Annotated in this window: 22 protein-coding genes, 3 tRNA genes and 2 pseudogenes; 18 read left to right on the top strand and 9 right to left on the bottom strand. The window is 61.4% G+C overall.

The genetic code is table 11. The annotated features are described in order from the left end of the window. Positions 1 to 17: 17 nt before the first annotated feature. The 14 genes and pseudogenes from CZ203_RS06045 to rpsU all read left to right on the top strand — a co-directional run. Positions 18 to 758: pseudogene (locus CZ203_RS06045) on the top strand (chromosome segregation SMC family protein); the annotation flags it as partial. Between the two features lie 20 nt (positions 759 to 778). Next, a pseudogene (locus CZ203_RS06040) lies at positions 779 to 1,198 on the top strand (signal recognition particle-docking protein FtsY); the annotation flags it as partial. Between the two features lie 43 nt (positions 1,199 to 1,241). Beyond that, on the top strand, positions 1,242 to 1,964 hold the full coding sequence (gene rph, locus CZ203_RS06035; RefSeq protein WP_087065250.1) for a ribonuclease PH: 723 nt from the start codon (positions 1,242 to 1,244) through the stop codon (positions 1,962 to 1,964). Positions 1,965 to 2,085: 121 nt separating this feature from the next. Continuing rightward, entirely contained in the window at positions 2,086 to 2,721 is a 636-nt protein-coding gene (locus CZ203_RS06030; RefSeq protein ID WP_087065252.1) for a coiled-coil domain-containing protein, read from the top strand. A 29-nt stretch (positions 2,722 to 2,750) separates the two neighbouring features. Continuing rightward, positions 2,751 to 3,668, top strand: coding sequence for a signal recognition particle-docking protein FtsY (gene ftsY, locus CZ203_RS06025; protein WP_087065251.1), 918 nt, complete (start codon positions 2,751 to 2,753; stop codon positions 3,666 to 3,668). Positions 3,669 to 3,711: 43 nt separating this feature from the next. Beyond that, on the top strand, positions 3,712 to 4,434 hold the full coding sequence (gene rph, locus CZ203_RS06020) for a ribonuclease PH (protein ID WP_087065250.1): 723 nt from the start codon (positions 3,712 to 3,714) through the stop codon (positions 4,432 to 4,434). Further along, entirely contained in the window at positions 4,434 to 5,078 is a 645-nt protein-coding gene (rdgB, locus tag CZ203_RS06015; RefSeq protein ID WP_087065249.1) for an RdgB/HAM1 family non-canonical purine NTP pyrophosphatase, read from the top strand. The genes rph (CZ203_RS06020) and rdgB overlap by 1 nt, the downstream gene beginning before the upstream one ends. 44 nt (positions 5,079 to 5,122) lie before the next feature. Beyond that, positions 5,123 to 5,422, top strand: a complete 300-nt coding sequence (locus tag CZ203_RS06010) for a YhbY family RNA-binding protein (RefSeq protein WP_087065248.1) — start codon at positions 5,123 to 5,125, stop codon at positions 5,420 to 5,422. Next, positions 5,419 to 6,009, top strand: a complete 591-nt coding sequence (nadD, locus tag CZ203_RS06005) for a nicotinate (nicotinamide) nucleotide adenylyltransferase (protein WP_087065247.1) — start codon at positions 5,419 to 5,421, stop codon at positions 6,007 to 6,009. Before CZ203_RS06010 ends, nadD begins: the two co-directional genes overlap by 4 nt. 122 nt (positions 6,010 to 6,131) lie before the next feature. After that, positions 6,132 to 6,713, top strand: a complete 582-nt coding sequence (gene yqeK / locus CZ203_RS06000) for a bis(5'-nucleosyl)-tetraphosphatase (symmetrical) YqeK (RefSeq protein ID WP_087065246.1) — start codon at positions 6,132 to 6,134, stop codon at positions 6,711 to 6,713. A gap of 36 nt (positions 6,714 to 6,749) precedes the next feature. Continuing rightward, positions 6,750 to 8,027, top strand: a complete 1,278-nt coding sequence (locus tag CZ203_RS05995) for an LCP family protein (RefSeq protein ID WP_087065245.1) — start codon at positions 6,750 to 6,752, stop codon at positions 8,025 to 8,027. Between the two features lie 165 nt (positions 8,028 to 8,192). Then, positions 8,193 to 8,555 (top strand): ribosome silencing factor, encoded by a 363-nt coding sequence (rsfS, locus tag CZ203_RS05990; protein WP_087065244.1) that lies wholly within the window; start codon positions 8,193 to 8,195, stop codon positions 8,553 to 8,555. A gap of 65 nt (positions 8,556 to 8,620) precedes the next feature. Beyond that, positions 8,621 to 11,047: a leucine--tRNA ligase gene (leuS, locus tag CZ203_RS05985; protein ID WP_328588155.1), complete on the top strand. Its 2,427-nt coding sequence runs from the start codon at positions 8,621 to 8,623 to the stop codon at positions 11,045 to 11,047. Between the two features lie 161 nt (positions 11,048 to 11,208). After that, on the top strand, positions 11,209 to 11,391 hold the full coding sequence (gene rpsU, locus CZ203_RS05980; protein WP_087065242.1) for a 30S ribosomal protein S21: 183 nt from the start codon (positions 11,209 to 11,211) through the stop codon (positions 11,389 to 11,391). A gap of 76 nt (positions 11,392 to 11,467) precedes the next feature. Here the strand turns inward: rpsU and CZ203_RS05975 are convergent, their stop codons facing one another. The 3 genes from CZ203_RS05975 to CZ203_RS05965 all read right to left on the bottom strand — a co-directional run bounded on the left by CZ203_RS05975 (position 11,468) and on the right by CZ203_RS05965 (position 13,877). Next, the gene (locus tag CZ203_RS05975) at positions 11,468 to 11,803 is read right to left on the bottom strand and encodes a hypothetical protein (protein WP_087065241.1); all 336 of its coding nucleotides are present in this window, start codon (positions 11,801 to 11,803) and stop codon (positions 11,468 to 11,470) included. 363 nt (positions 11,804 to 12,166) lie between these two features. Then, positions 12,167 to 13,567 (bottom strand): spore germination protein, encoded by a 1,401-nt coding sequence (locus CZ203_RS05970; protein WP_087065240.1) that lies wholly within the window; start codon positions 13,565 to 13,567, stop codon positions 12,167 to 12,169. 46 nt (positions 13,568 to 13,613) lie between these two features. Beyond that, complete coding sequence (locus tag CZ203_RS05965; protein ID WP_087065239.1) at positions 13,614 to 13,877, bottom strand: pro-sigmaK processing inhibitor BofA family protein; 264 nt, start codon at positions 13,875 to 13,877, stop codon at positions 13,614 to 13,616. A gap of 120 nt (positions 13,878 to 13,997) precedes the next feature. Between CZ203_RS05965 and CZ203_RS05960 the strand changes: the two genes are divergently transcribed. Continuing rightward, the gene (locus tag CZ203_RS05960) at positions 13,998 to 15,992 is read left to right on the top strand and encodes a DNA gyrase/topoisomerase IV subunit B (protein ID WP_087065238.1); all 1,995 of its coding nucleotides are present in this window, start codon (positions 13,998 to 14,000) and stop codon (positions 15,990 to 15,992) included. Positions 15,993 to 16,040: 48 nt separating this feature from the next. Here the strand turns inward: CZ203_RS05960 and CZ203_RS05955 are convergent, their stop codons facing one another. Beyond that, entirely contained in the window at positions 16,041 to 16,382 is a 342-nt protein-coding gene (locus CZ203_RS05955; RefSeq protein WP_087065237.1) for an SHOCT domain-containing protein, read from the bottom strand. A gap of 82 nt (positions 16,383 to 16,464) precedes the next feature. Between CZ203_RS05955 and CZ203_RS05950 the strand changes: the two genes are divergently transcribed. After that, positions 16,465 to 18,672 carry a DNA gyrase subunit A gene (locus tag CZ203_RS05950; protein WP_087065236.1) on the top strand — a complete coding sequence of 736 codons (2,208 nt, stop codon included), beginning with the start codon at positions 16,465 to 16,467 and terminating at the stop codon, positions 18,670 to 18,672. 154 nt (positions 18,673 to 18,826) lie between these two features. Then, the gene (locus CZ203_RS05945; protein WP_159456388.1) at positions 18,827 to 19,750 is read left to right on the top strand and encodes an AEC family transporter; all 924 of its coding nucleotides are present in this window, start codon (positions 18,827 to 18,829) and stop codon (positions 19,748 to 19,750) included. Between the two features lie 37 nt (positions 19,751 to 19,787). Here CZ203_RS05945 and CZ203_RS05940 read toward each other — a convergent pair whose 3' ends face one another. The 5 genes from CZ203_RS05940 to CZ203_RS05920 all read right to left on the bottom strand — a co-directional run bounded on the left by CZ203_RS05940 (position 19,788) and on the right by CZ203_RS05920 (position 21,905). Continuing rightward, entirely contained in the window at positions 19,788 to 20,495 is a 708-nt protein-coding gene (locus CZ203_RS05940) for a YoaK family protein (RefSeq protein ID WP_407927709.1), read from the bottom strand. 46 nt (positions 20,496 to 20,541) lie between these two features. After that, a complete protein-coding gene (locus tag CZ203_RS05935) occupies positions 20,542 to 21,390 on the bottom strand; it encodes an AraC family transcriptional regulator (RefSeq protein WP_087065234.1) in 849 nt (282 codons plus the stop codon). A 158-nt stretch (positions 21,391 to 21,548) separates the two neighbouring features. Then, a tRNA-Gly gene (locus CZ203_RS05930) sits at positions 21,549 to 21,624 on the bottom strand. 120 nt (positions 21,625 to 21,744) lie between these two features. Beyond that, positions 21,745 to 21,820 (bottom strand) — tRNA-Phe (locus CZ203_RS05925). Positions 21,821 to 21,828: 8 nt separating this feature from the next. Beyond that, a tRNA-Asp gene (locus CZ203_RS05920) sits at positions 21,829 to 21,905 on the bottom strand. Between the two features lie 168 nt (positions 21,906 to 22,073). Here CZ203_RS05920 and CZ203_RS14620 point away from each other — a divergent pair. Continuing rightward, on the top strand, positions 22,074 to 23,174 hold a 1,101-nt coding region (locus CZ203_RS14620; protein WP_407927708.1), incomplete at its 3' end, for a PD-(D/E)XK nuclease family protein.

Here is a 23,174-nt window from a genome sequence, read left to right as displayed (position 1 = left end):
TTGCTCAGAGGTGCCGCATGGTTCTTAAAAGCTTGCATTTGCAGGGCTTCAAGTCCTTCCCCGACAAAACTGAAATACAGTTTCTGGGCGGCATGACGGCCATCGTCGGCCCGAACGGAAGCGGCAAATCCAACATTTCCGACGCCATCCGCTGGGTGCTGGGCGAGCAGTCCTCACGCTCCCTGCGCGGCGCCAAGATGGAGGATGTTATTTTTGGGGGCACCACGCGGCGCGGCCCGGTCGGCTTTGCCGAGGTGTCGCTCATCCTGAACAACGAGGACGGGATTTTCCGTTCCGAATTTACCGAGATTATGGTCACCCGCCGGTACTACCGTTCGGGTGAAAGCGAATATTATATCAATAAAAAGCATTGCAGGCTGCGAGATATCCATGAGATGTTCATGGACACCGGCCTGGGTCGCGACGGCTATTCGATCATTGGGCAAGGGCGCATCGACGAAATCCTTTCCTTAAAGAGCGAGGACCGTCGCGAAATTTTCGAGGAGGCCGCGGGCATTACCAAATTCCGCTACCGCAAGGAGGAGGCCGAGCGCAAGCTTGCGGCGACGGAGGAAAACCTTGTGCGCATCCGCGACGTATACGCGGAGCTGGAAGGCCGGAAAGCGCCGCTCGAGCGGCAGGCCGCCAAGGCCAAGGAATACCTGCTGCTGCGCGATGAGCTGCGCGTGCTCGAGGTATCGCTCTGGCTGCGCGCCCTTGCGCGGGTCGGGGAAGACACGGAAAAAGCGCGGCAGGACAGCGGGGTCTGCGCCCGCNCCCGGGCGCGGTCGTGTTCGACGCGGTCGCGGCGGCCAAGGCGCGCGGCTGCGACGTCATCATCATCGACACGGCGGGCCGCCTGCACAATAAGCAGAACCTGATGAACGAGCTTGCCAAGATCGACCGCATCCTGACGCGCGAGCTGCCGGATTCCGGCCGGGAGACGCTGCTTGTGCTCGATGCGACGACCGGGCAGAACGCGGTGCACCAGGCCGAGGAGTTCAATAAGGCCGCGGCGCTCACCGGCATCGTGCTGACGAAGCTCGACGGCACGGCCAAGGGCGGCATCGTCATCGCGATTTCCGCGGGGCTGGGCGTGCCGGTCAAGCTGGTCGGCGTAGGCGAAGGCCTGGACGACCTGATGGACTTTAACCGCGGGGACTTTGTCGCGGCGCTGCTGCCCGGGGACACGGAGTAAACCGGGGGACGCCCCGTTTGCATAGTTGAAAGGAGATACTTTTTTGGCAAGACCGGATTTGAGAAGGAACGACGAGATGCGCAAGGTCAAGATCACGCCGAATTACACGATGCACGCCGAAGGCTCGGTGCTCATCGAGGTCGGCAACACCAAGGTGATCTGCAATGCGACGATAGAAGACAAGGTGCCGCAGCATGTGTACGGCACCGGCAAGGGCTGGGTGACGGCGGAATACGCGATGCTGCCGCGCGCGACCAATACGCGCTCCAAGCGCGATATCGCAAAGCTCAAGCTGAACGGCCGCGCGGCGGAGATCCAGCGCCTGATCGGCCGCAGCCTGCGCGCGGTGACCGATATGGAGGCGCTCGGCGAGCGCTCGATCATCGTGGACTGCGACGTAATCCAGGCGGACGGCGGCACGCGCTGCGCGTCCATCACGGGCGGCTTTGTCGCCCTGTGGCTGGCCTGCAAGAAGCTGGTGGACGCGGGCGTGCTCAAAAAGATGCCGCTGCGCACGCAGGTTTCCGCGGTCAGCGCGGGCATCTATGAGGACGAGGCCGTCCTCGACCTCAATTACGCCGAGGATTCCCACGCGATCGTGGACTGCAACATCGTCATGACGGGCGACGGCGAATTCGTCGAGGTGCAGGGCACCGGCGAGGGGCGCCCGTTTAAGAAGGACGAGCTGCAAAAGCTGCTTTCCCTCGGCCGCAAGGGCACGGCAAAGCTGTGCCGCGAGCAGAAGAAGATCACGGGGGAACTGTAATGGAGTTCGTTCTGGCGTCGCACAACGCGAAAAAGCTGGCGGAACTGCGCGACATCCTGTCGGTGNGCCGCTGCCCGACCCCGCCCAGGCGGAGAAGGACGCGGCGGCGCTCAAGGCGCGCATGCGCGCGCTGGGCAACGTCAACCTGGACGCGGTCGCGGAGTTTGAGGAGCTGATGGGGCGCTATACCTTCCTCGGCGGGCAGAAGGAAGACTTGGAGCGGGCGCAGGCCGAGCTTTACAAGGTGATCGACCAGCTGACGGTCAATATGAAGGAGATTTTCGCCTCGGAGTTTGCCAAGCTCAACGCCTATTTCGGGGAGACCTTCCGGGAGATTTTCGGCGGCGGCCACGCGGAACTGCGGCTTGCCGACACGTCGGATATCCTGAACTGCGGCATCGAGATCCGCGTATCCCCGCCGGGCAAGGCGCTCAAGACCATTACGCTGCTTTCGGGCGGGGAAAAGGCGTTTGTCGCCATCGCGCTGTATTTTGCGATCCTCAAGGTGCGGCCGACGCCGTTCTGCGTGCTCGACGAGATCGAGGCCGCGCTCGACGACGTGAACGTCGTGCGCTTTGCGAAATATGTGCGCCGGCTCACGGGCAGCACGCAGTTCATCGTCATCACGCACCGGCGCGGCACGATGGAGGAAGCGGATATGCTGTACGGCGTGACCATGCAGGAACAGGGCGTGTCCAAGCTGCTGATGCTGAACCTCGCGGAGGCGGAGCAGCGGCTGGGCATCAGGATCAAGTAAACGGGAACCGGGAAAAAGGAGCGGATATCTTGGGTTTTTTTGATAAGATCAAGCAAGGGCTGAAAAAGACGACCGAAGCGGTCACTGAAAAAATGAACGACGTGATGTCGACCTTCGTCAAGGTCGACGCCGACCTGCTCGAGGAGCTGGAGGAGGCGATGATCCTTGCAGACCTGGGCGCGGGCGTGGCGGCCAAGGCCACGGCGGAGCTTGAGCAGCGCGCCAAGCGGCAGAAGATCAATACCCCCGGGGAGCTGCGCGGGGTGCTGCGCGACATCCTCACGGGCATGATGCAGGAGGACACGCCGCTCGATATTTCGGGCAAGCCCGCGGTCGTGCTGGTGATCGGCGTCAACGGCGTGGGCAAGACGACCACGATCGGCAAACTGGCGGCGCGCTACGTGTCCGAGGGCAAGCGGGTCATGCTGGCGGCGGCGGATACCTTCCGCGCGGCGGCGGCGGATCAGCTGGAAATCTGGGCGCAGCGCGCGGGCGCGGATATCGTGCGCCACGGCGAGGGGGCCGACCCGGGCGCGGTCGTGTTCGACGCGGTCGCGGCGGCCAAGGCGCGCGGCTGCGACGTCATCATCATCGACACGGCGGGCCGCCTGCACAATAAGCAGAACCTGATGAACGAGCTTGCCAAGATCGACCGCATCCTGACGCGCGAGCTGCCGGATTCCGGCCGGGAGACGCTGCTTGTGCTCGATGCGACGACCGGGCAGAACGCGGTGCACCAGGCCGAGGAGTTCAATAAGGCCGCGGCGCTCACCGGCATCGTGCTGACGAAGCTCGACGGCACGGCCAAGGGCGGCATCGTCATCGCGATTTCCGCGGGGCTGGGCGTGCCGGTCAAGCTGGTCGGCGTAGGCGAAGGCCTGGACGACCTGATGGACTTTAACCGCGGGGACTTTGTCGCGGCGCTGCTGCCCGGGGACACGGAGTAAACCGGGGGACGCCCCGTTTGCATAGTTGAAAGGAGATACTTTTTTGGCAAGACCGGATTTGAGAAGGAACGACGAGATGCGCAAGGTCAAGATCACGCCGAATTACACGATGCACGCCGAAGGCTCGGTGCTCATCGAGGTCGGCAACACCAAGGTGATCTGCAATGCGACGATAGAAGACAAGGTGCCGCAGCATGTGTACGGCACCGGCAAGGGCTGGGTGACGGCGGAATACGCGATGCTGCCGCGCGCGACCAATACGCGCTCCAAGCGCGATATCGCAAAGCTCAAGCTGAACGGCCGCGCGGCGGAGATCCAGCGCCTGATCGGCCGCAGCCTGCGCGCGGTGACCGATATGGAGGCGCTCGGCGAGCGCTCGATCATCGTGGACTGCGACGTAATCCAGGCGGACGGCGGCACGCGCTGCGCGTCCATCACGGGCGGCTTTGTCGCCCTGTGGCTGGCCTGCAAGAAGCTGGTGGACGCGGGCGTGCTCAAAAAGATGCCGCTGCGCACGCAGGTTTCCGCGGTCAGCGCGGGCATCTATGAGGACGAGGCCGTCCTCGACCTCAATTACGCCGAGGATTCCCACGCGATCGTGGACTGCAACATCGTCATGACGGGCGACGGCGAATTCGTCGAGGTGCAGGGCACCGGCGAGGGGCGCCCGTTTAAGAAGGACGAGCTGCAAAAGCTGCTTTCCCTCGGCCGCAAGGGCACGGCAAAGCTGTGCCGCGAGCAGAAGAAGATCACGGGGGAACTGTAATGGAGTTCGTTCTGGCGTCGCACAACGCGAAAAAGCTGGCGGAACTGCGCGACATCCTGTCGGTGCTGGGGATTTCGGTCTCCGCCCTGCCCGACGGCGCGCCCGAGCCCATCGAGGACGGCGGGACGTTTGAGGCGAACGCGCTCATCAAGGCGCGCGCGGCCTGCGCGCTGACCGGCAAGCCCGCCCTGGCGGACGATTCCGGCCTGTGCGTCGACGCGCTGCAGGGCGCGCCCGGCGTGTACTCCGCACGCTACGGCTCGGCGGAATACTTCGCCTACGCGGAAAAGCACGGACTCAAGGTTGGGCTGGAGCCGCTGCCGCCCCATGCGGACGACCAGGCGCGCACGCTGCGGCTGCTGCGCAACATGGCGGCCGTACCGGATGGCAAGCGGCAGGCGCGGTTTGTTTCCGCGGTCGCCTGCGTGTTCCCGGACGGCCGCGAATTCACCGTGCGCGGCGCGTGCGAGGGCGAGATCGCCCGCCGGATGCACGGCGCGGGCGGGTTCGGCTACGACCCGGTGTTTTACGTCCCGGCGTACGGCATGACCTTCGGGGAACTAGCGCCCGCGGACAAAAACCGCATCTCCCACCGCGGGATAGCGCTGCGGAAGTGCCGCGAAAAGCTGAAAGAATACCTATAATCAAAAAGCGGAAGCAACTTTACGGAAAACAGGAGAAAACAAATATGCTGACAAGCAAACAACGTGCGCAGCTGCGCAAACTTGCCAACACCCTGCCCGACACCCTGCAGATCGGCAAAGACGGGCTGACGGACGGCCTGGCGCGCCAGCTCAACGAGCTGCTCGAATGCCATGAGCTGGTCAAGGTCAAGGTGCTCGAAAACTCCTTCCTGACGCCGCGCGGCGTCTCAGACGAGCTGTGCGCGCAGCTGCGCGCCGAACCGGTGCAGTGCATCGGCACGAAGTTCGTCCTTTACCGGCCGTCGTCCGATAAGGACAAGCGCAGGATCGTGCTGGAAAAATGACGATCCGCCTGGGCGTGATGGGGGGCACGTTCAACCCCCCGCACTGTGGGCACCTGGAGGCGGCGCGCCACGTGCGCGCGGCGCTCGGGCTGGACAGGGTGCTGTTCGTCCCGAACAATATCCCGCCCCATAAGCGCATGCCCGCGCACAGCGCGACGACGGCGCAGCGGTGCGAGATGGTCGGCCTGATGGTGCGGGACGAGCCTTGGGCGGCGCTTTCCACCATCGAGGTCGACCGCGGCGGCGCAAGCTATACCGTGGAAACGCTGCGCGCGCTGGCGGGGGAAGGGCAGGCGCTTGCCCTGATCATTGGTACCGACATGCTGATGACGCTCGAGCAGTGGCGCGAACCGGCGGAGATCTGCCGGCTGGCAACGCTGGCTACCGTGGCGCGCAGCGAGGACGACCGCGCGGCGCTCAAGCGGCAGGCGGCGCGTTTGCAGGGGCTTTACGGGGCGGATGTGCGCCTGGTCGACTGCCCGGCGCTCCCTGTCTCCTCCACCCAGCTGCGCGAGCAGGGCGGCTTTGACTGCCTGACGCCCCCCGCGGTCGCGGCCTATATCGAAGAACATCACCTATATCGCTGAGAACTGGCAACCTCTGAAATAAAAAACTAGGACCTGCTTGGGGACGGGCTTACCGCCCTTTACGGGGCATCCGGCAACCCTGTGCCCAAACGAGGCCTAATGACAGAAAGGCGGTTTTTGCAATGTTATGGGATGAAACGATCAGACAGAGTATTTTGGGGAGGCTGTCGGGCTATCGCTACACGCATACGCTCGGGTGCGAGCGCGCGGCGAAATGGCTGGCGGAGCAGTACGGGGGGGACGTCCAAAAGGCCGCTTTTGCAGCCTGCCTGCATGACATAACAAAACGACTTTCTCGGGACGAGCAGTTGTATTTATGCGATAAATACGATATAATACCGTGTGATGTTGAAAAAGTGGAATGGAAGATGCTGCACGGCAAGACCGCCGCGGCGATCGCGCGCCGGGAATACGGCGCACCGCAGGACGTGGCGGATGCGATCGCCTATCATACGACGGGCCGTGCCGACATGACGCTGCTGGATAAAATCCTTTATCTGGCGGACTTTATTGAGGATACACGTGATTTTGACGGGGTGGAACCCGCGCGTGCGCTGGCAAAAAAGGATATCGACCAGGCGCTGCTGTACTGTTTTGACAGTTCGCTGAGCGACTTGGTTGAGCGGGGCAAGCTGATCCATGCGGACACCATCGCCGCGCGCAACAGCCTGCTCTCCCAGGGGGTAACCCGCGCGCAGCATTGATCCCCCCAGCGGAAACGGCAACAACGGAGGCAAAAAATGAAACTATTCGGCAGCGGCAATGCAGGCCGCGGCGTGCAGAAACAGCCAAGGCAAAAGAAACCGAAGCGCAAGCTGACCCGGAACCAGGTGATCAAGCGGGTCGTGATCATCGTCGCAGTGATTGCCGCCCTGTGCGCGGCGGGCGCGGCGGTCTGGGTCAGCAACGTACGCGCCCCCGACCCGATGAAGCGCCCCAACAACCCCACGATCATGGATACGGAAAACGGCGACGAGCCGGAGCTCGACATGGGCGACCGCGTCGCGGATTACTTTACCTTTGTCGTCGGCGCGGTCGACGAGGACCAGACGCGCACGGACGCGCTCATGGTCTGCGGCTTCGATACCAAAAACAAGAAGATCAACATCCTGAATATCCCGCGCGACACGATGTCGGACGTCGCCCGCAAGGGGCCGGCGAAAAAGATCAACGCGGCCTACGGCACCAAGAAGGGGATCGAGCAGACCAAGGCGGAGATCAAAAAGGTCATCGGCTTCTCCCCGGACTACTATATCGTTGTGAATTTCCAGGGCATCGCGGACATCGTGGACGCGATCGGCGGCGTGGATTACGAGATCCCGTTCCGCATGTACTATAAAGACCCCTCGCAGAACCTGAATATCGACTTTAAGCCCGGCATGACCCATATGGACGGCAAGGCGGTCGTCGAGTTCCTGCGCTGGCGCAAGAACAACGGCGGCGTCAAGACGGGCGACCCGCACTACACCGGCGGCGACGAGGAGCGCATCGATAAGCAGCAGGAGTTCCTGAAATACCTGGCCTCCCAGGTGCTGCAGCCCTCCAACATCGCCAACATCGGCAAAATCTGCGACGCGGTGTTCTCCAACGTCAAGACCGACCTGAGCGCAGGCGAAATCCTGTGGATGGGCATGCAGGCCGTCGGCACGCCGAGCGAAAACATCCAGATGCACAAGCTGCCCGGGTACGACTCCATGTCCTACGCGAATACCGGCACGATGTACTCGTTCTTCTTCCCGAACGAACGCGAAACGCTCGCGCTGGTCAACGAGTTCTTTAACCCCTATGTCAATAAGCTGACGAACCTGGATATCGTGTCCGGCCCGGACAAGTCCTCCTACGCGGGGAGCAAGTCCTCCGGCTCGTCCAAGAAGGACGACAAGGACGACGAGGACAAGGAAAAACCGGCCACACCGCCGGAAACCGACCCTGAGCANGCCCCCGGCGGACGGCGGGGACGCTTCCGGCACGCCGGATGGCAGCGGCGGCGCCACCGGCGAAGGCAGCGGCACGGATAAGCCCGCGGACGGCGGCAGCGGGGACGCCCAGACGACTACCCCGCCCGCGGACAGCGGTTCCGGCAATACGAATCCCCCCTCCGACAGCGGCACGGCCGCGCCCGTCACGCCGCCCACCGGCAGCGTAGACCCGGAGGCCTAATAGAAAAGGAGTACACAGAATTTATGACTGCACAAGAAACGGTAAAATACGTCTGCGAAGCCTTGCTTGAGAGAAAGGGCAAGGACGTGCAGGTACTGCATATCGAGCACCTGACCACGCTGACCGAGTACTTTGTGATCTGCTCTGCGACCTCGACCACGCAGGTCAAGGCGCTTGCGGACAATGTCGACTGGCGCCTCAAGACCGACCACGGCGTCATGCCCCACCACACCGAGGGCTTTGAGTCCGCGCAGTGGATCCTGCTCGATTACGGCTCCGTGCTCGTGCATGTGTTCATGCCCGAGGCGCGCGAGTTCTACAAGCTGGAAAACCTGTGGAAGGACGCCGCGCCGGTGCCGCTGGCCGAACTGGGTATCACCGAATAAGACGAATGAAGGGCACCCGGCGCACCCACGAGGCGCGCCGGGGTTTCCAAGCCCAAGAATAGTAAATGGGGGAAACACCGTTGAAGTACGAACACAAGCAGATTGAAAAAAAGTGGCAGGACATTTGGGATGAGAAGCACTGCTTTGAAGCCGCAAATGATTCGGATAAGGAGAAGTTCTACGCGCTCGTAGAGTTCCCGTACCCGTCCGGGCAGGGGCTGCACGTCGGCCATCCGCGCTCGTATACCGCGCTTGACATCGTCGCGCGCAAAAAGCGCATGCAGGGCTATAACGTGCTTTACCCGATGGGCTGGGATGCGTTCGGCCTGCCGACCGAGAACTTCGCCATCAAGAACCACATCCACCCGGCGATTGTTACCAAGAACAACATCGCGCGCTTCAAGTCGCAGCTCAAGGCGCTCGGCCTGTCCTTCGACTGGTCGCGCGAGATCAATACCACCGACCCGGCGTACTATAAGTGGACGCAGTGGATCTTCCTCCAGCTTTTCAAGCATGGGCTGGCCTATAAGAAGGAAATGAGCGTCAACTGGTGCACCTCCTGCAAGTGCGTCCTGGCGAACGAGGAGGTCGTGGGCGGCGTGTGCGAGCGCTGCGGCTCGCCCGTCGTGCGCAAGGAGAAGAGCCAGTGGATGCTTGCCATCACCAAGTATGCGCAGCGCCTGATCGACGACCTGGACAAGGTCGATTACATCGAGCGCGTCAAGACGCAGCAGAAGAACTGGATCGGCCGCTCCACCGGCGCGGAGGTCGACTTCGCAACGACCGAGGGCGATAAGCTGACCGTATACACCACCCGCCCGGACACCCTGTTCGGCGCGACCTACATGGTCATCTCGCCCGAGCACCCGGCGGTGGAAAAGTGGGCGGGCAAGCTCACGAACATCGATGCGGTGCGCGCCTACCGTGAGGAAGCGGCGCGCAAGTCCGACTTCGAGCGCACCGAACTGAACAAGGACAAGACCGGCGTGCGCCTGGAAGGCGTTTCCGCGATCAACCCGGTGAACGGCAAGCAGATCCCGATTTTCGTGTCCGACTATGTCCTGATGGGCTACGGCACGGGCGCGATCATGGCCGTACCGGCGCACGATGCGCGCGACTGGGACTTTGCAAAGGCGTTCGGCCTGCCGATCATCGAGGTCATTGCGGGCGGCGACGTGCAGCAGGCCGCGTTTACCGACGTGGAGACCGGCACGCTCGTCAATTCCGATTTCCTGGACGGCCTGTCGGTCGCCGAGGCGAAAAAGAAGATCGTCGCGTTCCTCACCGAAAAGGGGCTGGGGCATGAAAAGGTCAACTACAAGCTGCGCGACTGGGTCTTCTCCCGCCAGCGCTATTGGGGCGAACCCATCCCGCTGATATACTGCGAGAAGTGCGGCTGGGTGCCGGTGCCCGAGGACCAGCTCCCGCTGACCCTGCCGGACGTGGAAAGCTACGAGCCAACCGAGAACGGCGAATCGCCGCTCGCCAAGATGACGGACTGGGTGAACACCACCTGCCCGCACTGCGGCGGCCCCGCCAAGCGCGAGACCGACACCATGCCCCAGTGGGCAGGCTCTTCCTGGTACTTCCTGCGCTATATGGACCCGCACAACGCGGAGGCGCTGGCCTCCAAGGAAGCCCTTGCGTACTGGTCGCCGGTCGACTGGTATAACGGCGGCATGGAACACACCACGCTGCACCTGCTGTACTCCCGTTTCTGGCACAAATTCCTGTATGATATCGGCGTTGTCCCGACCCCGGAACCGTACCAGAAGCGCACGAGCCACGGCATGATCCTGGGCGAAAACGGCGAAAAGATGTCCAAATCCCGCGGCAACGTCGTCAACCCCGACGAGATCGTCGACCAGTACGGCGCGGATACCATGCGCCTGTACGAAATGTTTATCGGCGACTTTGAGAAGGCCGCGCCGTGGAGCCCGAAGTCCATCAAGGGCTGCCGCCGCTTCCTGGAGCGCGTCTGGAACTTGGCCGATCAGGTGCAGGAGGGCGACGGCTACTCCGCGCAGCACGAAGTGCTGATGCACCGCACGGTCAAGAAGGTCGGCGAGGACATCGAGAACCTCAAGCACAACACCGCGATCGCGGCCATGATGAGCATGCTGAACGAGTTTTACGACAAGGGCGTCAACCGTGCGGAGTACCGCACGCTGCTCATCCTGCTCAGCCCGTTCGCCCCGCACATCGCCGAGGAGCTGTGGCAGAAGTGCGGCTATGCGCACGACGGGCAGGTGCTGTCGCTCGAGCCGTGGCCGGTATACGAGGAAAGCAAGACCGTGGAATCCTCCATCGAGATCGCGGTACAGGTCAACGGCAAGCTCAAGGGCACGATCAAGCTGCCGGTGGACTGCCCCGAGCAGGACGCGGTTGCGGCCGCGTGCGGCGACGAAAAGGTCAAGAGCGCGATCGAAGGCAAAACGGTTGTCAAGACGATCGTGGTCAAGAATAAGATCGTAAACCTGGTCGTCCGCTAAATTTTCAGTTTTTCCTTGACACCGCGCATGAAAAAAGATATAATAATCTTACGGTTTCATATGGGGGTTGTATGCGCGTACGCGCGCGGCTCCGAACAAAGGACAGTGGGCCGTGTGTTGAAAGCGTTCATCCTTTGGAACGCGCGGAGGGAGGGAAAACGATGTCGGAAGTCCGCATTAAGGAAAACGAGTCTTTAGACAGTGCGCTGAGACGCTTCAAGAGATCCTGTGCAAAAGCGGGTGTGCTTTCCGAGCTCCGCAAGCGCGAGCATTATGAGAGCCCGAGCGTAAAGCGCCGCAAGAAGTCTGAGGCTGCTAGAGCGAAGAAGAAAAAGTTCAAATAAGAACTGTTCAAAAGGCAGGATCATCATGATCCTGCCTTTTTTCAGCGTTTGTATGGGGAAAGGGGAAACGGCCGGTTCAGCCGCTTTTTTCACAAAGGGTACGCCCGGGGATGCGCCCGGTGGTAAAGCTGGTGCTGCAATGCGGGCACTCGATCGGGAGGTTGAAGCGCGCGGGCCAGGTGGAGAGCAGGGTGCCGCAGACCGGGCAGCGGCGGATCCGGAAGTACGACAAGGCCAGCGCGGCCAGCGCGGCGACCAGCAGGACGGCGGCGACGCCGCTTTCGATCCCGAGCCGGTGCAGCAGCAGGACGGCGGCAACCGCCAAAATAAACAGGATGTACGCAATGGATTGCCGGCGCTCAATGGTGTGGTAACGCCGGAGCACCTCCGCAGGTTTCAGGATGTTTTTCATGGCAGCCGCCTCCTTCTACTTTAGATATAGGCCGCCGGGAGGCATTTGTCAAGGGGCAAATGCATAGGAATATTCAGGTGTTACAATTTGTCAAACGATTGCTCAAAGTTTATTTACATTTCCGACAAACTTCCGCCACATTACTTTGGTATCCTAATAGCAGATCAAAGGAAAAACCTTCAATGTTCCCCTTTTTATAACGGGGCCGCCCAGTAAGGGCGCCCCACCCTGAACCTGCCAATCCGGCCGTGGGACGGAATACCGCGCGGCCAATGGGTCTGGCAGACTAAATACAACAGGCGGGCAAAACGCCCGGCCTTTTTGAAAGGCGCCCCCGTAAGCCGGGAGCGCCTTCTTTGTGCGTTATTGACGGTGGATGCTGGGACGGAACAGCTTTTTCCGCAGGACGTTTAGGTCGAGCGGGATGAGCGGGTAGAGGTAAGAGGTGCCGGCAAAGGTTTTGTTCATGAGGAGCATGGCAAAAACCGCGGCAAGGCCGGCCAGCAGCCCCCAGAGGTTGAACAGGTAGGTCAGCACGAGCAGCATGATGCGCAGGAACTTAAAGGAGTACCCAAGCTCCCAGGAGGGCTGGTTATAGCTGCCCAGCGCGACGATCGCCATATAGAGCATCGGCTCGGCGGAAAACCAGCCGGACTTTACGGCGAAGTCGCCCACCACGATGCCCGCGATGACCGAGAGCGAGGTCGTCAGCATGTTGGGCGTATTGAGGGTTGCGAGTTTGAGGCCGTCGATACCGACCTCAAGGATCAAAAGCTGCCAGAAGACCGGGACGAACGGGTTTTCCTGGAGGAAGATGAAGCCCAGCCAGGGCGGCACCCACGCCGGGTTCTGGATGAGCAGCAGCCATACCGGCGTGAGCAGCAGCATCAAAACCAGCACGAAGAAGCGCGTCAGGCGCAGGTAGGTGCCGGTGATCGGCGGGAAGTAATAGTCGTTCGCCTCCTCCATGATGTCAAAAATCGAGGTCGGGATCATCATGGCCGAGGGGGAGTTGTCCACCAGGATGATGATGTCCCCCTCCAGCACCTGCGCTGCGGCGGTGTCCGGGCGCTCGGTGTATTTGAACTTGGGGAACGGGTTATACCATTTATGGGGGAGCAGCACTTCGGCGAGGCTCTCCTGGTTCATAGTGAGCGCGGGGACGGGCGTGGTTTCGAGCTTGTCCCGCACCTTTTGCAGCAGCGCCGTGTCGACGCGCCCATCCATATAGCACAGGGTGACGTCGGTTTTCGATTCCGAGCCGACCTGGAAAGCCTCCATGCGCAGCCTGGGCGAGCGGATGCGGCGGCGGATCAGCGCGCAGTTGAGCACCATGGTCTCGACAAAGCCGTCGCGCGAGCCGCGGAAGGTCTTGTCCTTGTCCGGCTCGGAGGTGTCCCGCTGCGGGTAGGTGCGGATATCAAGCAGCACGGCGCGGTCGAACCCGTCGATCAGCAGGGCGGTCTGGCCGCTCAGCACGGCGGTGACGACCTTGTCCTCGTCCCCCTCGAGCGCGGTCTCGCAATAGGGGATGGCGCGGTCCACGAAGGCGTCCGGGGAGGCGAAGAGGCTGTCGTCCGACAGCCCGTAGAGGTATTCCAGGATTTTTTCAAACAGCTCGTCCTTTACGAAGCCGTCGATCAGGAAAAAGGCCGCGCGCCGGCCGTGCAGGACGACGGGGCGCGCGATGCTGTCAAAGTTTTGCCCGGCGTGCAGCAATTGCCGCAGGCGCGGTTCCGAAACGGATAAATCAGGTTTGAGCATAGGCTCCTCCTCCTTGGCGTGGAGGATGGGCACGCCTGTACCCATCCTATGTAAGGCTCCACCCCAGGAGCAGCAGGAGCACAAGCCCCGCTGGGCCGAGCGCCGCGACAATGGCGGTGTTGACCACGTTGATGCCGACCGTCACGCCGATCAGCGCGCCGAATACATTACATACCACCAGCCCTAGGAAGCCGAAGGCCATGTGTACGAGCGCCTTGAGCCCCCAGCGGATCGGCGCGAATAGCGCCCCGAAGGCCAGCAGTATAAAAAGCGCCAAAACCCCATATACCAAATACGCGCCGATGTCCATTGCAATCCCTCCCACAGTTCAAGTCTATGGAAGGGGCGGACAAATTATGCGGGGCGCGATTTGACGAATGTGTAAAATTAGATTATAATAATAGTAATTGCGAAAAAATGGGTGAAATACATGAAAAAAACCACGGCACAATACGGAAATGAAAGCATTTCCTCGCTGAAGGGCGCGGACCGCGTCCGCAAGCGCCCGGGTGTCATCTTTGGGTCGGACGGCCTGGAAGGCTGCGAGCACGCCGTATTCGAAATCCTGTCCAACTCGATCGACGAGGCGCGCGAGGGTTTCGGCGACCGCATCACGGTGACGCGCTACGCGGACGGCTCGATCGAGGTCGAGGACCAGGGGCGCGGCATCCCGGTCGACTACAACCCCAACGAGGAGCGCTACAACTGGGAACTGGTTTTCTGCGAGCTGTACGCGGGCGGCAAGTATAAGAACAACGAGGGGGAGAACTATGAGTTTTCCCTCGGCCTGAACGGCCTCGGCACCTGCGCGACGCAGTATTCCTCGGAATATATGGACGTCGTCGTGGTGCGCGACGGGTTTGAATACAAGCTGCATTTCGAAAAGGGCGAGAACTGCACCGGCACGCCGGAGGGCTTCCTTAAAACCCCGACGGACAGCCGGAAAACCGGCACGACAATCCGCTGGAAGCCCGACCTCGAGGTCTTTACCGACATCAACATCCCCCTTGACTACTACCTGGACGTGCTCAAGCGGCAGGCGGTGGTCAACAACCGCCTGCGCTTTATCCTGCGCAACCAGTCCGGCGGCAAGTTTGAAACGGCCGAGTTCTGCTACCAGAACGGCATCGTCGATTATGTGACCGAGCTGGCGGGCGAAGCGCCGCTCACCTCCGTCCAGTTCTTCGAGGGCGAGCGCCGCGGCCGCGACCGCGCGGACAAGCCGGAATACAAGGTCAAGCTGGCGTGCGCGTTCTGCTTTTCCTCCTCGGTCAGCCGCACGGAGTATTATCACAACTCCTCCTGGCTGGAGCACGGCGGCGCGCCCGACAAGGCGGTGCGCTCGGCCTTTGTCTCCGCGATCGACGGGTACATCAAGCAGATCGGCAAATACCAGAAAAACGAGAGCAAAATCTCCTTCCAGGACGTGCTGGACAGCCTGGTGCTTGTGACAAACTGCTTTTCGACCTACACTTCCTACGAAAACCAGACCAAGAAGGCCATCACGAACAAATTCATCCAGGAGGCCATGACCGACCACCTGAAAAGCGCGCTCGAGGTCTATTTTATTGAGAACAAGGCCGAGGCCGACAAAATCGCCGAACAGATCCTGATCAACAAACGCAGCCGCGAGCAGGCGGAGAAGGCGCGCCTCAACATCAAGAAGAAGCTTTCCGGCAACCTGGACGTGGCAAACCGCGTGCAGAAGTTCGTCGACTGCCGCACCAAGGACGTTTCCCGCCGCGAGGTCTACATCGTGGAGGGCGACTCCGCGCTCGGCTCCTGCAAGCAGGGACGGGACGCGGAGTTCCAGGCGATCATCCCGGTGCGCGGCAAAATCCTCAACTGCCTCAAGGCCGACTATGATAAGATCTTTAAAAACGATATCATCACCGACCTGCTCAAGGTGCTCGGCTGCGGCGTGGAGGTGCGCAATAAGGCTTCCAAAGACTTATCCGCGTTCGACCTGGGCGCGCTGCGCTGGAACAAGGTCATCATCTGTACGGATGCCGACGTGGACGGCTTCCAGATCCGCACGCTCATCCTGACCATGCTGTACCGCCTGGTTCCGACCCTGATCGAAAAGGGCTTTGTCTATATCGCGGAATCGCCGCTCTATGAAATCATGTACCGCGACAAGAGCTATTTTGCGTTTGACGAGTCGGAAAAGGCCGCAATCCTCAAAAAGCTGGAGGGCAAAAAGGTGCTCATCCAGCGCTCCAAGGGTTTGGGTGAGAACGAAGCCGACATGATGTGGGAAACCACGATGAACCCGGCGACGCGACGCCTGATCCGCGTAAGCCCTGAGGGGGCGGAGGCGACCTCGCAGATGTTCGACCTGCTGCTCGGTGAGAACCTGAGCGGCCGCAAGGATTATATTGCGGAAAACGGGCACCTATATCTTGACCAGGCCGATATTTCCTGAACGGGCGGCAAAAAAGCCCGCCGCCAAACGGCCGCGGGCATGGGCTATCTATGGGTGCAGCTCCCGTTCCTTTTGGGCAAGTTCCTCGTCCGTCATCAGGCCGCTGTCATGCAGGCGGCGGTATTCCGCGAGGCGGGCTTCCTCCGCGGGGCTGCGGACGGGCGGCGGGGCTGCCTGCGGCGTGTCCCCATCGTCCGTATATACGAGCCGGATGGCGTAGCGCACAATCTGGCTCGCGGCAATCGCCATGATAAACGCCCAGCCGAGCGTATCCAGCCCCCAGCCGGTTGGGAAAAAGAACGTAAAGCCCAGGATCAGGATCACGGCGCCGACCCCGATGCACCAGACGCACATCGCTTTCGGGACTTGCGGCTTTTCCTGCCTGCGCATGCGCAACACCCCCTATGGCTATATGATAGCACGGCCACGCCCGTTCCGCCAGAATAATCGATTGAGAGGTTGAAAACATTTCATGAGCAAAAAACCTGACAAACCCTCTGCATATAAGGAATACCCGGCAACCGACCAGCCGATCACCGATACGCTGGTCAAAAACTACATGCCTTACGCCATGAGCGTCATCGTGTCCCGCGCCATCCCCGAGATCGACGGTTTCAAGCCCTCGCACCGCAAGCTGCTCTACACGATGTACAAGAAGAACCTGCTCAACGGCAACCGCACCAAATCGGCCAATATCGTCGGCGAGACCATGAAGCTCAACCCGCACGGCGACGCGGCGATCTATGAAACCATGGTGCGCCTGACGCGCGGCAACGAGGCGCTGCTCGTGCCGTTCGTCGATTCCAAGGGCAACTTCGGCAAGGTCTATTCGCGCGACATGGCCTATGCCGCGGCGCGTTATACCGAGGCCAAGCTGGACGCGGTCTGCATTGAGCTGTTCCGCGACATCGACTGCGACGCGGTCGACTTTGTGGACAACTACGACGGCTCGATGAAGGAGCCGACGCTGCTGCCCACCACGTTCCCCAACATCCTGGCGTCGGCGAATACCGGCATCGCGGTCGGCATGGCGTCGAACTTCTGCGGCTTCAACCTGCACGAGACCTGCCGCACGGCGATCGAATGCATCAAGAACCCGGAGCATGATATCCTGTCCACGCTGCCCGCGCCCGACTTTTCGACAGGCGGCGAAATCATTTTCGACGAGGCGGAGATGCGCCGCATTTACGAAACCGGCCGCGGCTCGTTCAAGGTGCGCGCGAAATGGCAGTATGTCAAAAAGGAAAACCTGATCGAGGTCACGTCGATCCCGTATACCACGACGATCGAGGCGATCATCGACAAGGTGGCCGAACTGGCAAAGGCCGGCAAGGTGCGCGAGATTTCCGATATCCGCGACGAGACCGACCTGTCCGGCCTCAAGCTCGCGATCGACCTCAAGCGCGGCGTCGACCCGGAAAAGCTGATGGCAAAGCTCATGAAGATGACGCCGCTCATGGATTCGTTCGCCTGCAACTTCAACGTGCTGATCGGCGGCATGCCGCGGGTGCTGGGCGTGCGCGCCCTGCTCGAGGAATGGACGGCCTGGCGTACCGAGTGCGTGCGCCGCCGGGTGTTCTATGACCTGAACAAGAAGCAGGAAAAGCTGCACCTGCTCAAGGGCCTGTCCAAAATCCTGCTCGATATCGACCGCGCGATCCAGATTATCCGCGGCACCGAGGAGGACGCCGAGGTTATCCCGAACCTGATGATCGGCTTCGGCATCGACGACAAGCAGGCCGAGTATATCGCGGAAATCCGCCTGCGCCATATCAATAAGGAATACATCCTCAAGCGCGTGCAGGAGACCGAGGAGCTGGAAAAGGAAATCGGGCGGCTCAAGGGCATCCTGGAAAGCCGCGCGAAAATCCAGGGCATCATCATCAAGGAACTCGAGGCGGTCATCAAAAAATACCCGGCGCCCCGCCGCTGCGACATCATCTACGCGCACGAGGTCGAGGAATATGACGAGCAGGACAGCATCGAGGATTACCCCGTGCTGCTCTTCATGACGCGCGAGGGGTATTTCAAGAAGATTACGCCCGCCTCCTTCCGCATGGGTTCCGAACACAAGCTCAAGGACGGCGACGAGGTCGTCTGGCAGGCCGAGGCGACGAACCGCACGGAAATCATTTTCCTGACCGACCGCCAGCAGGCCTACAAGGCGCGCCTACATGATTTTGACGACTGCAAGGCGTCGGCGCTCGGCGACTTCCTGCCGCAGAAGCTCGGGATGGAGGATGGGGAAGCGCCGGTATTCGCCTTCCTGCCCGGGGACTATAAATCGACGCTGGTCGTGGTCTTCCAGAACGGCAAGGCGGCGCGCTTCTCGGTGGACAGCTTTGAAACCAAGACGAACCGCCGCCGCCTGACGGGCGCGTACTCGGACAAATGCCCCGCCGTGGCCTTCTTTGTCGCGGGCGACGAGGATGAGATCACGCTGTTTTCCACGGCAAACCGTGCGATGACCTTCCGCGTCGGCGCGCTCGACGTGAAGGCGACCCGTTCGACCCAGGGCGTGCAGGCCATGGTGCTGCGCGGGAAGAACACCGTCACCCGCGCCTGCCGCATGGAAGAGGCCGGGCTGTCGGACAACGGCCGCTACCGCTGCCGCACGATCCCGTCTATCGGCGCGATCCTCCGGGACGAGGACCTGCCTGACAAACAGCTTACACTTTAAACGCGGCAAAAGGCCGGCTGGTGCAGCCGGCCTTTTTTTGCCGCCCGGGGGCGCAAAAGGGCACGCCGCCGCAATTTGCGCAATATCGTGAAGGACGCGGCGCGGCGCGTGTGCGATAATGAAACAATACAATGTAACGGCAGGGGGCAGGGGTATGCAACAAGTGGTACAGGAGCTTGTAGTCCTGGTGATCGTGATGGCGGTGGGCGCCGTTTTCGGCAGGCGCGGCCTGCTGGATGAAAAATGCACCGGGTATTTAAACGGGGTCGTCATGAAGATCGCCTTCCCGGCGCTGATCCTCGCGTCGATGGATAAGGATTTTACGACGGAATTGCTGCGCAACAGCTTGGGGCTTGTCGTCATTTCGGCCTGCTGCTTCGGCGCGGTGATCGTATTCCTGGAAATCTGGCGCAAGCTGTCCAAACGGCCGGAAAAGGAACTTGGGATGCTGCAATTCCTGGTGATTTTCGGGAACACCGCGTTTATGGGCTATCCGGTCATCAGCGCGATCTATGGCGACACCGGCGTGTTTTACGCCTCGATGTTTAACCTGATGCACAACTTTGTGTGCTTCTCCTACGGGCTGATGCTGCTCAAGCGCGACCGGAAAACAAGCGCCAAGCAGCTTTTCGGCAATGTCGGCTTTATCGCGACCGTCATCGGCTTCCTGATCTTCATCATCCCCGGCACGTTGCCGTATGTGATCCACAGGCCGCTGGAATGGGTGGGCAACCTGACCATCCCCATTTGCCTGCTGATCGTGGGCGCCAAGCTGGGGCGCGCCAAGCCGCGCGACCTCGTCCGCCCGGCGAGCATCTGGATGACCTCGCTCATCCGCCTGGTGGCGTTCCCGGCGGTGCTGCTTGCGGTGCTGGGGGCGCTGCACCTGAATGAGTATTGGATTGCGATCCCCACGATCATTTTCGGCACCCCGGTGGCGCTGACGGCCGCTGCGTTTGCCGCGGAGTACGGCAACGACGAATATACCGTGGGCAAGGCCGTCGCCCTGTCCAACCTGCTCGCGGTCGTCACCATGCCCATTGTGGTGTCCGCCGTCATGATGGTACTCGGGAAATAGCAAAAGCCGCGCAGGCCTCCTGGCCTACGCGGCTTTTTTATGCGTCTTTTGCGCGGCGTTTCCCAAGCGCCGGCAGGCCTTCGCGGAAAAACATCGCGGTGAAGGCGGCTGCGAGCGCGATGCAGCAGAACAGCACCGCCTTCGCGCCGAACCGGCGGGAGAGCAGCGTGCCGGCTGCCGCGCCGCCGATGAAAAACAGGAGGACCCCATAATATTGCAGGCTCCTGTCCCGCTCCGCCTTGTCCTTCGTGACCCGGTAACGAAGCAGCAGCTCCGTGGCGCTGCGCAGGTTGCCGGTGCACATGGTGGTAGCGAAGGCGTTGCCGTTAACCTTGCGGAAGCTTTCGGTTTGCATGGCGCACAGCAGCGAAATGACCACGTTGACGGCCATATCCAGCCGCCCGCACGGCAGGAAGGCAACCACGAGCAGCAGGAGCAGTTCGGCGCCGATGGTGATTTGCCGCCAGTGGATTCTGGGGTGGCTGCGGAATGCGCGGCGGATCAATTCCGCGATGACCACGCCGAGGGCGAAAGCAAGGATGGGGATGAGGTAATAAAACGCCTCGGCAAATTGCAGCTGCGCCAGGTGCAGGCTGAGCAGCACGATGTTGCCGGTCTGCGCGTTGGCAAAGACATGCCCGCGGAGCAGATAGGTATAGGCATCCAGGAAGCCGCCGACGGCCGCGAGCAGCGCGCCGAGGAAAAAGGATTCCGACATCTGCTGGCGGCTTTTGATTTTGGGCAAGGGGCAGCCACCTCCTGACGGTTTTGATGGGGCGGCGTGCGGGGCGCTAAATGGGGTATTTGCGGAACGCGCTGGGCGACAGGCCGACCCGGTTGCTAAATGCGTTGGTGAAGGTTGTGATATTTTGATAGCCGACCATCTGCGCGATGACCTTGATGGGCAGGGCGGTGGTTTTCAAAAGGTGCTTGGCGTGGTTGATACGCGTCAGGATTAAAAATTCATGCGGGGAATAGCCGCAGCTCTTTTTGAAGACGCGCGCGAAATGGAACTGGCTGATGTTCACATAGTTTGCGATGTCCTCCAGGGAGATGCGTTCGCTGTAATGGTCTTTGATATACTGCACCGCGGCCTCGATATTGCCGGTTTGCGCGTTTTGGTTGTCGGAAACATCCTCGCTGCCGAGCAGCGTCGTCAGGATCTGGTACAGCATGTTGGAAAGCTTCGCCTCGTGCGGGAGCTGGTCTGTGCGGCAGGCGGAGACGATTTCATAGATCATCTGCTGCACGGCCTGCGCGGCGGCGGAGGGGAAGACAAAGCCGCCGTTGCGCTCGGTGACCGCATCGTAAAACTGGCGCGTGTTCGAGCCGTCGAGGTGCAGCCACCAAAATTCGGTGTGGCCGATCGTGTGGTACTCGTGCGGGGTGTGGCAATCCAGGAAGCCGACCTGCCCCGGTTCCGCGACGATTGTCCGGCCGCCGCTCGTCACGGAAAGGCGCCCGGAGGAAATGTAGAAAATCAGGAAATTATGGTTGTTTTCGCGTTCGATCAAATAGTCGTAGTTTGTAAAATAGTAGCCGCATGCGGTCATGTAAAAAAGCATGCGGGTAGCGGCCGCAGAAGGGGTCGAAAAATACAGGTCCGAGCCGGAGCAGGTCCCCTTTTCATGTCCGAGCATACTGTGTCCCTCCCTTGCATCGCGCCAGGCCTTTTCTATAGTATATCGTTCCCCGGCCGCCCCCGTCAAGGGAAAGGGGGTAATCGGCTCGCCGGGGCGGACAGGGGGAGGATAAAAAGAAGCCCCGTCTGGATATATCCAGACGGGGCTTCTTTTTTTGGAGCGGCTGACGAGGCTCGAACTCGCTACCTCCACCTTGGCAAGGTGGCGCTCTACCAGATGAGCTACAGCCGCAAATGGTGCCTCCGGGCGGAATCGCTTTCCCTGCGGGGAAAGCCACGGCGGTTTGGACAGTCCACCGGACTATCCACAAGAGCCGCCTTTCGGTTCCGGGACACAGTATGAAGATAAAAATGGTGCCTCCGGGCGGAATCGAACCACCGACACGGGGATTTTCAGTCCCCTGCTCTACCGACTGAGCTACAGAGGCAAATAAAATGGCGACTCGGAAGGGACTTGAACCCTCGACCTCCGGCGTGACAGGCCGGCGCTCTAACCAACTGAGCTACCGAGCCATTTCATTTGCAAAGTGCTTTATTAATATATAACACAAACTTCGGTTTGTCAACACCGTTTTTCTATTTTGTCTGAATTTTTTGCTTCTTCGCAGCCAGCGCCTTCCACTTGACCCGCGCGCGCTGGAAATGCTATGCTATACACGGATATAGAAAGGGGGGGACGCCATGCGCATCCTTACCGGGCGCGCGGGCAGCGGCAAAACGGCCGCCATCCTGCGTGAAATCGCGCGCGCCGCGGAGGCGGGCGAAGGGCAGCAGGTGCTGATTGTGCCGGAACTGTTTTCCCACGCCTATGAGCGCCGCCTTGCGGAGGCCACGGCAAACCACGGCGCGCGCACGGCCGAGGTGCTGACCTTTTCACGCCTGACCGGGCGCGTTTTCGCCGAGGTGGGCGGCCTGGCGGATACCACGCTGACGCCGGCGGGACGGCTTTTGACCCTGCAGGAAGCCGCGCGCCGTGTGGAATCCGGCCTGCGGGTCTATGCGGGCGCGTCGCAGAAGCCGGAAACGGTGCGCGAGCTGCTGCGCGCGATCGACGAGTTCAAATGTTACGGCGTGTCCCCGGAGCAGCTTTTACAGGCGGCGGAGGAACTGGAAGACGGGCAGCGGGCGCTTTCGGACAAGCTGCGCGACCTGGGGCAATTCTATACGATGTACGACCGGCTGTGCGCCGTGTCGCTGCCCGACCCGCGCGACGCCCTCTCCTTAATGGCCGAACGGCTGCCGGATAGCCATGTGCTGGACGGCGCGCAGGTCTATCTGGACGGCTTCCTGGGCTTCACCCCGCAGGAGGTCGCCGTGATCGACGCGCTGCTGGCCAAGCGCATCCCGCTGACGGCGGCGGTCACCTGCGACCCGGCAGAGCCGGATATTTTCCTGTCCGGCTGCAAAACGGCCAAGCTGCTGCGCCGCATGGCGCGGCGGCATAATACCGGGGTGCAGGAGGAGGGGCTTGGGCAGAGCAAGATGCCGCGCCCGCGCGACCTTGCCGCGCTTGAGCGCGAGGGGCTGCTCCCGGCGCGCGCGCCGCGCCCGTCGGACGGCGGCAGCGTCCGGATATACGCCGCGTCCAGCCCCTATGAGGAGTGCGAGTATGCGGCGGCCTACATCCGCCGCATGGTGCGTGAAAACGGCGCGCGGTACCGCGATTTCGTCGTCGCCGCGCGCGACCCGGAGCCGTATACCGCGGCGCTGGAAATGGCGATGGCGCGCTACGACGTGCCGGTCTTCATCAGCGAAAAGGCCGACCTGCTGCAAAAGCCGCCG

The organism is Intestinibacillus massiliensis (assembly GCF_900155735.1).
Taxonomy (GTDB): Bacteria; Bacillota; Clostridia; order Oscillospirales; family Butyricicoccaceae; genus Intestinibacillus; species Intestinibacillus massiliensis.
Note: the sequence above shows the minus strand (reverse complement) of the source record. Positions and strands in the feature narration are given on the sequence as shown.